This window comes from Tsukamurella tyrosinosolvens (assembly GCF_900104775.1).
In the GTDB taxonomy this organism is placed as follows: domain Bacteria; phylum Actinomycetota; class Actinomycetes; order Mycobacteriales; family Mycobacteriaceae; genus Tsukamurella; species Tsukamurella tyrosinosolvens.
Map to the genome: position 1 here is coordinate 2,115,470 of NZ_FNSA01000003.1, position 14,010 is coordinate 2,129,479.

Sequence of the window (14,010 nt, forward strand, 5' to 3'; positions counted from 1 at the left end):
GGCACCGCCATGACCATCACCGCACGGCGCATCCGCGCCGACCGTCTCACCGCGCACATCGGCGCGGAGCTCACCGGCATCGACCTCGCCGAGGCCGTCCGCGACGACGCCCTCTTCGCCGAACTCCGCGCCCTGCTCCTCAAGCACAAGGTGCTGTTCGTCCGTGACCAGCCCATCAGCCGTGCCGACCACGTCGCCCTCGCTCGCCGCTTCGGCGAGCTGGAGGACCACCCGGTGCTCGGCAGCGACCCGGAACACCCTGGGCTGGTGCGCATCTACAAGGACCTCGACAGCGACCGCGAGGCCTACGAGAACGCCTTCCACTGCGACGCGACCTGGCGCGAGTGCCCGCCTTTCGGCTCGGTCCTCCGCTGCGTCGAGGGGCCCGCGGTGGGCGGCGACACCATCTGGGTCGACATGGTGGCCGCCTACAACGCGCTCCCCGAGGACGTGAAGGAGCGGATCGCCGGCCTGCGCGCCCGGCACTCCCTCGAGGCCAGTTTCGGTGCGCGCCTGCCGATCGAGCAGCGCCACGCGCTGCACGCGACGTTCCCCGACGCCGAGCACCCCGTCGTCCGCACGCACCCGGAGACCGGAGAGAAGGTGCTGTTCGTCAACGCCTTCGCGACCCACCTCACGAACTTCCACAACGACGCGAACATCCGCTTCGGCTTCGACTACGCGCCCGGCGCCGGCGAGCTCCTGCAGTACCTGCAGCGCCAGGCCGCCGTGCCCGAGTTCCAGGTGCGCTGGCGCTGGACGCCGGACAGCTTCGCCATCTGGGACAACCGCTGCACCCAGCACTACGCCGTGCAGGACTACTGGCCGGCCGTGCGCCGGATGGAGCGCGCCGGCATCGTCGGCGACCGCCCGTACTGACCCGCATCACCGCCCCGCCCCCGAGACACCCAGCCCCGCAACCACTCACGAGGAGAATCCACCATGCATTTCCACGACGACGCCCTGTTCCCCGAGGTCCAGGAGAAGCAGGTCATCACGGTCGCGCCGTACGGCCCCGAGTGGGAGCTCGACGACTTCCGCGAGGACCTCCCGCTCACCATGGAACAGCACGTCCAGCAGGCCGTCGACTGCTACGAGGCCGGCGCCACCGTCCTGCACATCCACGTCCGCGAGGAGGACGGCCACGGCTCCAAGCGACTGTCCAAGTTCAACGAGCTGCTCTCCGGCTTGCGCGAGGCCGTTCCGGACATGATCCTGCAGGTCGGCGGCTCGATCTCCTTCGCCCCCGAGGGCGACGGCGCCGACGCCAAGTGGCTCTCCGACGACACCCGACACATGCTGGCCGAGCTCGACCCGAAGCCCGACCAGGTCACCATCGCCATCAACACCAGCCAGATGAACATCATGGAGCTGATGACCGAGGGCGACATCGAGGGCACGTCCATGCAGCGTCCCGAGCTCTACGACACCTACCGCGAGATGACCGTGCCCGCCGGCCCCGAGTGGGTCGAGGAGCACCTGCGCCGCCTGACCGCCAACGGCATCCAGCCGCATTTCCAGCTCAGCTCGATCCCGCAGCTGGAGACCGTCGAGCGCCTCATCCGACGCGGCAAGTACATGGGCCCCCTCAACCTCACCTGGGTCGGCATCGGCGGCGGCTTCGACGGCCCCAACCCGTACAACATCATGAACTTCATCAGCCGCGTTCCCGACGGTGCGATCCTCACCCTGGAGACCCTCATGCGGTCCGTGCTGCCGGTCAACACCATGGCCATCGCGATGGGCCTGCACACCCGGTGCGGCAACGAGGACACCATCTGGGGCCGCCCCGGCGAGAAGATCACGTCCGTCGACCAGGTCAAGCAGCTCGTGCGGATCAGCCACGAGCTCGGCCGCGACGTCGCCACCGGCAAAGAGGCGCGGGACATCTACCGGATCGGCGAGCAGTACGGCTCCGTCGACGAGACCCTGGCCAAGCTGGGCTACGCGCCGAACCGCCAGGCCGGCCAGCTCGGTTTCACCCAGCACGCCTGAGCGGGTGAATGACAATGGCCCTCATGACCACCCGCACGGGTGACATCGAGGACGCCGACGGTACGCCGACGGGACCCGCGCGGTCCCGTCGGCGGATCTACCCGTGGGTCGTCTTCGCGCTCGCGTTCGCACTGCTCCTGTCCGACTACATGTCCCGCCAGGTGCTCGCCGCGGTCTTCGTCCCCCTCGGACAGGAATTGCACCTCGACAAGGCCCAGCAGGGCTCGCTCATCTCCGTGGTCGCCCTCATGGTGGGGCTGCTGACCCTGCCGGTCTCGATCCTGGCGGACCGCTGGGGCCGCGTGCGCAGCCTCGTCCTCATGGCCGTGCTCTGGTCCGTCGCCACGCTGGCCTGCGCGTTCGCGCAGAACTACGAGCAGCTCCTCGCCGCCCGGTTCGTGGTCGGTGTCGGCGAGGCGGCGTACGGCAGCGTCGGCATCGCGTTGGTGCTCAGCCTGTTCGCGCCCCGGGTGCACGCCGCGCTCTCCGCGTCCTTCATGGCCGGCGGCTCCTTCGGGACCATGGTCGGCACCGGCCTCGGCGGCCTCATCGCCGTCCACTTCGGTTGGCGCTGGTCGCTCGGTGCGATGGCCGTGCTCGGTCTGCTGCTCGTCGCCGTGTTCAAGCTCGTGGTCACCGAGGCCCGCGTCAAGCGGAACCGGGTCTACGGGGCCGGCGCGGCACCGTCGTGGGAGAACGCGGAGCCGATCCGCGTGGCCCGCGCGCCCCTGTCGAGCCTGTTCACGAATTCGCCCGTCGTGTGCGCCTACATCGGCAGTGGCCTGCAGATGTTCATGGCCGCGGTCATGCTCACCTGGCTGCCGACGTATTTCAAGGAGGCGTACCACCTCTCGGTGGACAGGGCCGGAGGTGCGGCGGCGATGTTCGTGCTGCTCGTGGGCTCCGGGATGATCGTCTGCGGCTTCCTCGCGGACCGATACAGCCTGAGCGACGGAACGCGGAAGTGGACGGCGGGGATCGCGTACTGCACGATCGCCTTCGTCGCCCTGATGGTCGCCTTCCGGATGCCCACGGGCACCGCGCAGCTCGTGCTGCTCGGCATCGGCGCCTTCTTCGCCGCGGGCAGCTCGGGCACGGCGGCCGCCATGGTCGCCTCGCTCACGCACAGCTCGGTGCAGGCCTCGGCGATGGGCACGCTCACGCTGGCGAACAACCTCCTCGGCCTCGCCCTCGCGCCGATCCTCGTCGGCGCTCTGGCGGACCGGCTGGGCCTGCTGGGTGCGCTGCAGCTCGCGCCGCTCGTCTACGTCCCGGCGGTGCTGTTCATGGTCTTCGGCAAGCGGCTGCATCCCCGTGGCCTGGCGAAGCTGCAGGCCCTCAACGCGGAGCCGGCGCGGTGACCGGGCCCGTGCCCGTGATCGTGCCGGGCCTGCGGGGGAGCGCACCGTCGCACTGGCAGGAGCTCTACGCCGCCCGGACCGACGGTGCCGTCACGGTGCCCTTCCCGGCCGAGGCGGACCGGCACTCGATCGACGAGCGGACCCGGCTGCTGGGGGAGACGGTCGCGACCGTCGACGGCCCGGTGATCCTGGTGGCGCACAGCGCCGGGGTGCTCGCCGCGGTGCGGTGGGTCCGGTCGCTGCCCGACGGCGACCCGGTGCTCGGCCGGGTCGGCGGGGCGGTGCTCGCCACCCCGCCCGACTTCGGGGTCGACTGGCCCGAACCGCACCCGCGTCCGGCGATGCTGTCCGCGGCCGGGTGGGAGCCGATCCCGCGGCGTCGCTTGCCCTTCCCGTCGGTCGTCGCCGCCAGCCGGACCGACCCGCTGGCCCGGTACCGCGTGACCGCGGGGCTCGCCGAGGCGTGGGGGAGCAGGCTCGTCGACCTCGGCGACGCCGGGCACCTGAACCCGGCGGCGGGGTACGGCGAGTGGCCGCTCGTCGACGAGCTGGTCGCGGAGCTCGCCACCGCGCGGAGCCGGTCGTGACCGAGTCCGTGGTCGGCGCGATGCGGGACGCCGGTCACTGGAATCCGCTGTGGGACGGCGTCGCCGAGCTCGATCCGGAATGGACGGAGTCGTTCATGCGGACCACCATGAGCACCTACCGGGGCGGCGTGCTCACCCCGCAGGTGGTGGAACTGCTGTGCATCGCGGTCGACGCCGCGTGCACCCACCTGTACGCGCCGGGCGTCCGCCGGCACATGCGGGCTGCGCTCGATCTGGGCGTCGAGCCGCGGGAGATCCTCGAGGTGCTCAAGCTCGCGACGACGGTCGGGGTGCACTCGATCAACGTCGGTGCGCCGATCCTGATGGAGGAGCTGCAGGCGCGGGAGCGCGCGTCCGGCGACCGGGGAGGGGCCCGGGACGGGGCGTAGGCCGAGCGCGCCGCCGCGGGACCGCCGCGGCGGCGCGTGTCGGTGGGGCCGTCTAGCCTCGGGGTGCAACCGATCAGGGGAGTCTCGGCGATGACGGAACGACAGCTCACGGGAGAGCGGGCGGAGCGCGCCCGGCGGGTGATCGAGGCCCTCGCGGGGCCCGGCGCGGCGCTGCGGGACGACCAGGAGACGGCGGTCGCGGCACTGCTCGAGCCGGCGGCGCGCGTGCTCGTGGTGCAGGCCACGGGGTGGGGCAAGTCCGCGGTGTACTGGGTCGCCACCGCGCTGCGGCGTGCGGAGGGGGCTGGCCCGGCGCTCATCGTGTCGCCGCTGCTCTCGCTCATGCGCGACCAGGTCGCGGCCGCCGAGCGCGCGGGGCTGCGCGCCTCGACCCTGAACTCGTCGAACTTCGAGGAGTGGAACGCGATCGAGGCGGCCCTGGCCGCCGGCGAGATCGACGTGCTGCTGGTCTCGCCGGAGCGCCTCGCCAACCCGTCCTTCGGGCGGCGCGTCCTCGACGCGCTCGAGGGCTCCCTCGGCCTGCTGGTGATCGACGAGGCGCACGCGGTTTCGGACTGGGGCCACGACTTCCGGCCCGACTACCGCCGCGTCTCCGACGTGCTCACCCGGCTGCACCCGCAGACCCCGGTGCTTGCCACCACCGCGACCGCGAACGCCCGCGTCACCGACGACGTGGCCGCGCAGCTCGGCGACGCCACGCTGGTGCTGCGGGGGCCGCTGGCGCGCCGGTCCCTGCAGCTCAACGTGCTGCCGGCGCTCGCCCCGATAACCCGGTACGCGTGGGTCGCGCGACACCTGCCGGACCTGCCCGGCTCCGGCATCGTCTACGCGCTGACGGTGGCCGACGCCGAGCGCCTCGTCGACGGGATCCGTGCGGTGCACGGACCCGGGTACCCGGTCGCGGCGTACACCGGCAAGCTCGACCCGGACACCCGCGCCCGCCTCGAGGACGCCCTGCGCGCCAACGAGATCAAGGCCCTGGTGGCCACGTCGGCGCTCGGCATGGGCTTCGACAAGCCCGACCTGGGTTTCGTCGTGCACGTCGGCTCGCCGCCCTCGCCCGTCTCCTACTACCAGCAGGTCGGTCGTGCCGGCCGCGCCATCGACCACGCCGTCGTCGCGCTGCTGCCGTCGGAGTCCGACGCGGGTGTGTGGGACTACTTCGCCACCGCCACCATCCCGGATCCGCAGCAGATGGACCGCGTCCTCGCGGCCCTCGCGGACGACGAGACCGGGGGAGGGCAGTCGGCGATCGCCCTCGAGGCCGCGACCGGCATCCGCCGCACCCGGATCGACCTCATGCTCAAGCAGCTCGCGGTCGACGGGGCCGTGGAGCGCGTGGAGGGCGGGTACCGCGCCACCGGCGCGCCCTGGCACTACGACGGCCCCCACTACGACGGGATCGTCGCCACCCGCCGCCGCGAGGCCGACATCATGCGCGCCTACACCCGCGGGGAGCGCTGCCTGATGCAGCTGCTCACCGAGTCGCTCGACGATCCCGAGGCCGCGCCGTGCGGCCGCTGTTCGGTGTGTCTGGGCCACGTGCCCGACGGCCTCGGTGAGCCGGTCCCGCCGGACACGGCACGGGCCGTCGCGGGAGCGCTGCGATCCCAGAGCCAGGTGCTCGAGCCGCGGAAGATGTGGCCCGGCGGCGCAGCGGGCCGTAAGGGCCGGATCCAGCCGGATCTCGCTGCCGAGCCGGGACGGGTGCTGGTCTTCGCCGACGCCCCGGAGTGGACGGGCACCGTCGGGGCCGCGCGAGCCGCCGATCCGCAGGCGATCGCCGACCTCGGGGACGCCGCCGTCGCCGCGCTGTCGCGCTGGCGCGACCAGTGGCGCGCCCGGCCCGAGATCGTCGCCTCCCTGCAGCTGACCGACCGCTCCGCGCCCGTCCAGCCCGTCGCGGACCGGATCGCCGAGGTGGGCAGGCTGGAGCGGGTGAGCCTGCCGGTGCCCCGCGGTCCCGCGCCCGGCAGGGACGCCTCCGGGGCGCAGGAGGCCGCGCACTGGCTCGACGCGATCGACGCCGGTCCGGCCGCCGCGGCCGTCCGGGGCCGGTCCGTGCTGCTCGTCGTCGATGAATCCGGCACGGGCTGGGCTGTGACCGTCGCGGCGGCCCGGCTGCGGGAGGCCGGCGCGGCCGTGGTGTTGCCGCTGGTGGTGCACCGTCCCGCCTGACCCGCGCGAGATGTGGAACACTGGAACACCGAGTGCTGCCTAACACCCGGGCGGCGAGGCCGCGGATCGTCCGCGGCCACACCACCGAGGAGAACCATGCCGAACCTGATCCTGCCCCTGCTGCTCGTCCTGATGCTCGTCTTCATGTTCTTCCAGTTCCGGAAGCAGAAGAAGCAGATGAACGAGACCATGGAGATGCAGGCCGCCCTCACCGTGGGCACCAAGGTCATGACCAGCACGGGCCTGTACGGCACCGTCGTGGGCCTCGGCGAGGACACGATCGACCTGGAGATCGCCCCCGGCATCACCACCACCTGGGTGCGCCGCGCCGTCGCGAAGGTGCTGACCCCGGAGGAGCTCGGCGCCCCGTCGATCGAGACCATCACCGAGGACGAGGGCCAGATCGACCTCGACAAGCGCTCCGAGGACCGCTGACCCGCATCACCGTCACCACTTCAGCGAACGTCTTCGGCGGAGCCCGCCGGAGACGTTCTCCACGCCGAGGAGTCGTAACCGCCCGTGGCCAGGAAAACATCGAGCAGCGACCGCACCGAGTCGCGGCTCCTCATCGCCTTCGGGCTGATCTTGCTCGTGGTGTTCGGGCTGGTCTTCTTCACCGGAGACCGGGAGCCGAAGCCCAAACTCGGCATCGACCTGCAGGGCGGCACCTCCGTCGTGCTGCAGGCCGTCACGCCCGACGGTAAGGCGCCCGAGGCGGACAAGATGGAGCAGGCGCGCGACATCATCAACAAGCGCGTCAACGGTCTCGGCGTCTCCGGCTCGGAGGTCAAGATCAGCGGGCGGAACCTGATCATCACGGTGCCCGGCTCCGACGGTGACCAGGCCCGCACCCTCGGCCAGACGGCCCAGCTCAAGGTGCGCCCGGTGCTCGCCACCCAGGCCGCCCCCGCGGTCAACACCCCCGCTCCCGACCTGACCGACCCGGCTGCGGCGAAGAAGGCGATCGACGAGGCGCGCGCGACGCGTCAGTCGACCGACCCCGCTGTGCAGAAGAAGGCCATCGAGTCGCTCAACTGCAACGCCCCGTCGGACCCGCTGGCCGGCAACGACGACCCGTCCAAGCCCCTCATCACCTGCGATCGTCCCGACGAGCGCAAGGAGGGGCAGCCGAGCTCCGTCTACACGCTGGGACCGGCGATCATCGACGGCCAGTCCATCAAGAACGCCTCGTCGGGCATCCCGCAGAACCAGGTCCAGTACGTCGTGACCCTCGAGTTCACCGGCGAGGCCTCGCGGGTGTGGGCCGACTTCACGTCGAAGAACGTCGGCAAGCAGGCGGCGTTCGTGCTCGACTCGCAGGTCATCACCGCGCCCAACATCAACGGCCCCATCACCGGCGGCCAGACCCAGATCACGGGCGACTTCAACCAGCAGACCGCCGGCGACCTCGCGGGCGTGCTCAAGTACGGCTCGCTGCCGCTGTCCTTCAAGCCCGGTACCGCGCAGACCGTCAGCGCGACGCTCGGCTTCGAGTCCCTCAAGGCCGGCCTCATCGCCGGCGCGATCGGCCTGGTGCTCGTGCTGATCTACGCGCTGGCCTACTACCGCGCGCTCGGCGTGCTGGTCGCGCTGTCGCTGGCGCTGTCGATCGCGCTGCTCTACGGGCTGCTCGTGCTGCTGGGCCGGTGGATCGGCTACTCGCTCGACCTCGCGGGCATCGCCGGCATCATCATCGGCATCGGCATGACCGCCGACTCCTTCGTCGTGTACTTCGAGCGCATCAAGGACGAGATCAGAGAGGGCCGAAGTTTCCGGTCCGCGGTGCCACGCGGCTGGGCGAGCGCCCGCCGCACCATCTGGACGGGCAACGCGGTGTCGCTGCTCTCAGCGGTCGTGCTGTACGTCCTGGCCGTCGGCGACGTCCAGGGCTTCGCCTTCACGCTCGGCCTGTCGACGATCCTCGACGTCGTCATCGTCTTCCTCGTGACGCACCCGCTGGTGTACTTCGCGTCGAAGACCGACTTCTTCGCCAAGCCGTCGATGAACGGCCTCGGCGCCGTGGCCGCCATCGGCCGTGAGCGCAAGCGCGCCGCAGCTACCACCGGGGAGGCGTCCGCATGACCGACACCAGCATCGAGAGCGAGAAGAAGGCCTCCTTCTTCACCAAGCTCTACACCGGTACCGGCGCCTTCGACATCGTCGGCAAGCGCAACCGCTACTACATCGCGACCGGCGTCATCATCGTGATCGCCATCCTGGGCATCCTGATCCCCGGCTTCAAGTTCAGCATCGACTTCGAGGGCGGTACCCAGATCTCGTTCCCCGTCGGGAACGCCCAGGTCGACACCGCCAAGGTGCGCGAGACGGTGCGCGAGGCGACGGGCGTCGAGCCCTCGGCCGTCCAGACCGCCGGCACCGGCGCGGCGCAGACCTACCAGGTGGCGCTGTCCGAGCTGAGCAACAACCAGATCACGCAGGCGCGGGACGCCCTGTTCGAGACGTTCCACCCGCCCGCACAGGACGGCAAGCCCGCCGAGAACACGATCAGCTTCTCGGGCGTGAGCTCGACCTGGGGCGATCAGATCACCCAGCGCGGCCTGCTCGCGCTCGCGGTGTTCCTCGTGCTGGTCACCGTGTACATCGCGGTCCGCTTCCGCGAGTGGGACATGGCGCTCGCCGCGCTCGCGTCGCTGTTCTTCGACGTGGTGGTCACCGCGGGCGTGTACGCGTGGTCCGGCTTCGAGGTCAGCCCGGCGACCGTGATCGGCCTGCTCACGATCCTCGGCTTCTCCCTGTACGACACGGTCGTCGTCTTCGACAAGGTCGAGGAGAACGTGCGCGGCGTGCTCAACACCAGTAGGCGCACCTACGCCGAACAGGCGAACCTCGCGATCAACCAGACACTGATGCGCTCGATCAACACGACCGTGATCTCGGCGCTGCCGATCATCGCGCTCATGGTCGTCGCCGCCGGCATGCTGGGCGTCGGCACGCTCATGGACCTGGGCCTGATCCAGCTGGTCGGCGTCGTGGTCGGCACGTACTCGTCCGTCTTCTTCGCCGCGCCGCTGCTGGTCACGCTCAAGGAGCGCCGCCCGCAGTACAAGGCGCACAACCAGAAGGTGCTGGCTCGCCGGGCGCGCGCCGAGGCGGGGGAGACCGCCGACGCGGTGGCCGCGACGGACGCGGGCGCGGTGCAGCTCGACAAGGCTCCCGCCCGGCCGCAGACCAAGCGCAGCCGTCGTCGTGACTGACGCGGCCCGCGCGGCCGTCGCCGCGCACACGCGGCACGTCGCCGGGTTCCCGGAGCCCGGGGTGGTCTTCGCCGACCTCACGCCCGTCTTCGCCGACGGTGCCGCCCTCGCGGCGGTCATCGACGGGCTCGCCGCGGCGGGCCGCGGGCCGGACGGCGCCGCCACCGTCGACCTGGTGGCCGGGTTGGACGCCCGGGGCTTCCTCCTGGGCTCCGGTGTGGCGCTGCGGCTGGGCGTGGGCACCCTCGCGGTGCGGAAGGCCGGCAAGCTGCCGCCGCCCGTACTGCGCGAGGAGTACCAGCTCGAATACGGTTCCGCGGCACTGGAGATCCCCGCCGAGGGCATCGCGCTGGAGGGCAGGCGGATCCTCATCGTCGACGACGTCCTCGCCACCGGCGGCACCGTCTCCGCGGCCGTCGCGCTGCTGCGTCGCGCGGGGGCGATCGTCGAGCGCGTGTCCGTCGTCCTGGAGCTCGAAGCGCTCGGCGGACGGGCGCGACTGCAGGAATTGCCCGCCGGGGGCATCGCGGTCTCGGCGATCTCGGTAGGCTGAATCCCTAGTCCAGTCACGTCGTCCGGGCGGGGAGGCACCATGTCGCTGCAGTCTCAAGGTTCCGACGCCGCGCGCACACCCGCCGGGGCGGGGCAGCAGGGCCCGCCCAACCTGGAGACCACGGGGTCCACCACGCGCCGAGTGCGGGCGCGCCTGGCCCGCCGGATGACGGGTACGCGCAACCATGTGCGACCCGTGCTCGAGCCCCTGGTGGCGCTGCACCGGGAGGTGTACCCCAAGGCCGACGTCGCGCTCATCGAGCGGGCGTACGACGTGGCGGAGCAGCGGCACGCCAGCCAGATGCGCAAGTCGGGCGACCCGTACATCACGCACCCCCTCGCCGTGGCGACGATCCTCGCCGAGCTCGGCATGGACACCACGACCCTGGTCGCGGCGCTGTTGCACGACACCGTCGAGGACACCGGCTACAGCCTCGAGCAGCTCACCGCCGAGTTCGGCCCCGAAGTGGCGCACCTGGTGGACGGCGTCACCAAGCTGGACAAGGTGGCGCTCGGCAGCGCCGCCGAGGCCGAGACGATCCGCAAGATGATCATCGCCATGGCCCGCGACCCGCGGGTGCTGGTGATCAAGGTCGCGGACCGGCTGCACAACATGCGGACCATGCGCTTCCTGCCGCCCGAGAAGCAGGCCCGCAAGGCGCGCGAGACCCTCGAGGTGATCGCGCCGCTCGCGCACCGCCTGGGCATGGCGACCGTGAAGTGGGAGCTGGAGGACCTGGCCTTCGCCATCCTCCACCCGAAGAAGTACGACGAGATCGTGCGGCTGGTGGCCGACCGGGCACCGTCGCGCGACACCTACCTGGCATCCGTGCGCGCCGAGATCAACGGCGCGCTCGCGGCGCAGCGGATCGTCGCCGACGTGCAGGGCCGGCCCAAGCACTACTGGTCGATCTACCAGAAGATGATCGTCAAGGGGCGCGACTTCGACGACATCCACGACCTGGTCGGCGTGCGGATCCTGTGCGACGAGGTGCGCGACTGCTACGCCGCCGTCGGCACCGTCCACTCGCTGTGGCAGCCCATGGCCGGGCGGTTCAAGGACTACATCGCGCAGCCGCGGTACGGCGTCTACCAGTCGCTGCACACCACCGTCATCGGCCCGGAGGGCAAGCCCCTCGAGGTGCAGATCCGTACCCGCGAGATGCACCGGACCGCGGAGTTCGGCATCGCCGCGCACTGGCGGTACAAGGAGACCAAGGGCCGCGCGGGCGGGGGCGCCAAGAACTCGGACCTGACCGAGGTCGACGACATGGCGTGGATGCGCCAGCTCCTCGACTGGCAGCGGGAAGCGGCGGACCCGGGGGAGTTCCTCGAGTCGCTCCGCTACGACCTCGCGGTCAAGGAGATCTTCGTCTTCACGCCCAAGGGCGACGTGATCACGCTGCCCGCGGGCAGCACCCCGGTGGACTTCGCCTACGCGGTGCACACCGAGGTGGGGCACCGCTGCATCGGCGCCCGCGTGAACGGCCGGCTCGTCGCCCTGGAGCGCAAGCTCGAGAACGGCGAGGTCGTCGAGGTCTTCACCAGCAAGGCCGAGAACGCCGGCCCGTCGCGCGACTGGCAGTCCTTCGTGGTCTCCCCGCGGGCCAAGGCCAAGATCCGGCAGTGGTTCGCGAAGGAGCGCCGTGAGGAGGCTCTGGAGAACGGCCGCGACGCCATCGCCAAGGAGGTGCGCCGTTCGGGCCTCCCGCTGCAACGTCTGACGAACGCGGAGTCGATGGCGGGCATCGCCAAGGAACTGCGCTACGCGGACGTCTCCGCGCTGTACACGGCCGTCGGCGAGCACCAGGTGTCGGCGCACACCGTCGTTCAGCGCATGGTCGAGCAGCTGGGCGGGATCGAGGAGGCCACCGAGGAGCTCGCCGAGCGCAGCACCCCGTCGACCTTCTCCGGGCCCACGGCGACGACCGACGTGGGCGTGCTCGTCACCGGGCAGCCGGGCGTGCTGGCGAAGCTCGCCAAGTGCTGCACGCCGGTGCCGGGCGACGAGATCGTCGGCTTCGTCACCCGCGGCGGCGGCGTCAGCGTGCACCGCACGGACTGCACCAACGTGGCGGAGCTCCGCAAGGAGCCGGAGCGCTTCCTCGACGTGAAGTGGGCGCCGTCCGCGTCGTCGGTCTTCCTCGTCGCGATCCAGGTGGAGGCGCTCGACCGGCACCGCCTGCTCTCCGACGTGACGAAGGTGCTCGCCGACGAGAAGGTCAACATCCTCTCGGCGTCGGTGACCACGTCGCGCGACCGGGTGGCGGTGTCGCGCTTCACCTTCGAGATGGGGGATCCGAAGCACCTCGGCCACGTGCTCAACGTGGTGCGCAACGTCGAGGGCGTCTACGACGTCTACCGCGTGACGTCGGCGCAGTAGGCGCTCCGCAGCGGCGCCGCCCGCCACGGACGCACGCGCGCGGCGCACCGAACGACGAAGGCCCCCGCCGGAGCGGGGGCCTTCGTCGTGCTTCGACTACTGGGCGGCGAGCGCCATGGTGGTGATGTCCACCGGGTCCTTGGGCTTGCCGTCGGTGACGGGGGTGCCCGGCTTCGGGGCGGGATCGCCCGGCTTGGGCACGATGCCCTTCTTGGCGATCTGCTGCAGCACGGTCAGGCCGGCGTCGTCGGTCTTGCCGATCACGGAGTAGTTCGCGGGCAGCGTGGTGTCCTTGTAGACGAGGAAGAACTGGCTCGAGCCCGTGTTGTACGTGCCCTCCTGGCCCGTCTGCGGGTTCGACTGCTGGTTCGCGTTCGCGACGGCGATCGTCCCGGCCGGGTAGATCACGTTCTGCGCGGCCTGCATCGGGTTGCTCTCGGCGGACGCCGCCTTGAGGAACTTCGGCGCCTCGTCGGGCGAGGTCCAGCTCGGGCCGCCGAGGCCGGTGGCCGACGGATCGCCGCACTGCAGCACGAACAGGCCGCTCTTCTTGTCGGCGGCCTCGCTGGCGGTCTCGCGGTGGCAGGTGGTGGCGTCGAAGTACTTCGCCTGCATCAGCGCGACGAAGGTCTCCACGTTGCACGGCGCCTTCGACCGGTCAAGCTCGAAGCCGATCGGGCCGCTGTTGGTGGTGATCGTGCCCGTCATCGTGCCGGTGTTCGGGACGTCCTTGCCCTCGGGCTTGGTGAGCGACTTGTTGCGCTCGGTGAGCTTGTCGAGCGTCGGCAGCTGCTTCTCGGCCTCGGCGATCGACTTCTCCGAGCTGTCGGTCTGCTCGATCGCGGCGTCGATCTGCTGCTGGAAGGACGCCTTCTGGTCCGCCGGCATCGTGGGCAGGCGCTTCTGCGCGTCCGCGATCTGGGTGCGCATCGTCGCGATCTGCTTCTTCTGCGAATCGATGCTCTTGCGGGCATCGGCCGCGGGATCGCGGTCGCCGAAGTCGCAGGTCACGTGGAGCGACTTGAACTTGTTCTCCGCGGCGACGCGCAACGGCGCCCGCGGGCCCGCCGGGACCCAGATGTAGGCGGCGACGACGGCGGCCACCGCCACCACGGCGACACCCGCCCCGATGGCCTTCACCTTGCGCTTGCGCGCGTCGGCCTCACGCCGCTCATTCTGCTTCGCCAGCTTCTCGCGGGCTGCCTGGCGGCGCTCTTCATTGCTCGGCACGGTGTGACGACCTCCTCATTACCGACATCCGGCGGGCACAACTGATCGCCAAGTCTGCCAGCTAAACCTGATAGACGCCGTCACCGGGTCTGGTGCCAC

General features: G+C 71.1%; 12 protein-coding genes. 11 read left to right on the top strand and 1 reads right to left on the bottom strand.

All coding sequences use genetic code 11. The features are described from left to right. Positions 1–9 precede the first annotated feature (9 nt). The 11 genes from BLW32_RS11670 (at position 10) to BLW32_RS11720 (ending at position 12,681) form a co-directional block, all read left to right on the top strand. Positions 10–879: a TauD/TfdA dioxygenase family protein gene (locus tag BLW32_RS11670; RefSeq protein ID WP_068742074.1), complete on the top strand. Its 870-nt coding sequence runs from the start codon at positions 10–12 to the stop codon at positions 877–879. Between the two features lie 63 nt (positions 880–942). Beyond that, entirely contained in the window at positions 943–1,995 is a 1,053-nt protein-coding gene (locus BLW32_RS11675) for a beta-keto acid cleavage family enzyme (RefSeq protein WP_068525209.1), read from the top strand. A 23-nt stretch (positions 1,996–2,018) separates the two neighbouring features. Beyond that, positions 2,019–3,356: an MFS transporter gene (locus BLW32_RS11680; protein WP_068742324.1), complete on the top strand. Its 1,338-nt coding sequence runs from the start codon at positions 2,019–2,021 to the stop codon at positions 3,354–3,356. Next, on the top strand, positions 3,353–3,943 hold the full coding sequence (locus BLW32_RS11685) for an RBBP9/YdeN family alpha/beta hydrolase (RefSeq protein ID WP_068525211.1): 591 nt from the start codon (positions 3,353–3,355) through the stop codon (positions 3,941–3,943). Before BLW32_RS11680 ends, BLW32_RS11685 begins: the two co-directional genes overlap by 4 nt. Before the next feature lie 20 nt (positions 3,944–3,963). Continuing rightward, positions 3,964–4,332: a carboxymuconolactone decarboxylase family protein gene (locus BLW32_RS11690; protein ID WP_068742323.1), complete on the top strand. Its 369-nt coding sequence runs from the start codon at positions 3,964–3,966 to the stop codon at positions 4,330–4,332. 90 nt (positions 4,333–4,422) lie between these two features. Then, positions 4,423–6,531: a RecQ family ATP-dependent DNA helicase gene (locus tag BLW32_RS11695; RefSeq protein ID WP_068742073.1), complete on the top strand. Its 2,109-nt coding sequence runs from the start codon at positions 4,423–4,425 to the stop codon at positions 6,529–6,531. Positions 6,532–6,627: 96 nt separating this feature from the next. Continuing rightward, the gene (gene yajC / locus BLW32_RS11700; protein WP_068525227.1) at positions 6,628–6,966 is read left to right on the top strand and encodes a preprotein translocase subunit YajC; all 339 of its coding nucleotides are present in this window, start codon (positions 6,628–6,630) and stop codon (positions 6,964–6,966) included. Between the two features lie 84 nt (positions 6,967–7,050). Next, a complete protein-coding gene (gene secD, locus BLW32_RS11705; RefSeq protein WP_082791445.1) occupies positions 7,051–8,613 on the top strand; it encodes a protein translocase subunit SecD in 1,563 nt (520 codons plus the stop codon). Continuing rightward, positions 8,610–9,746, top strand: a complete 1,137-nt coding sequence (secF, locus tag BLW32_RS11710) for a protein translocase subunit SecF (RefSeq protein WP_068742072.1) — start codon at positions 8,610–8,612, stop codon at positions 9,744–9,746. The genes secD and secF overlap by 4 nt, the downstream gene beginning before the upstream one ends. Continuing rightward, positions 9,739–10,299, top strand: a complete 561-nt coding sequence (locus BLW32_RS11715) for an adenine phosphoribosyltransferase (RefSeq protein ID WP_068742071.1) — start codon at positions 9,739–9,741, stop codon at positions 10,297–10,299. The genes secF and BLW32_RS11715 overlap by 8 nt, the downstream gene beginning before the upstream one ends. 39 nt (positions 10,300–10,338) lie before the next feature. Further along, positions 10,339–12,681: a RelA/SpoT family protein gene (locus tag BLW32_RS11720; RefSeq protein WP_068525233.1), complete on the top strand. Its 2,343-nt coding sequence runs from the start codon at positions 10,339–10,341 to the stop codon at positions 12,679–12,681. Positions 12,682–12,777: 96 nt separating this feature from the next. Here the strand turns inward: BLW32_RS11720 and BLW32_RS11725 are convergent, their stop codons facing one another. Next, the gene (locus BLW32_RS11725) at positions 12,778–13,911 is read right to left on the bottom strand and encodes a peptidylprolyl isomerase (RefSeq protein WP_068742070.1); all 1,134 of its coding nucleotides are present in this window, start codon (positions 13,909–13,911) and stop codon (positions 12,778–12,780) included. Positions 13,912–14,010 lie beyond the last annotated feature (99 nt).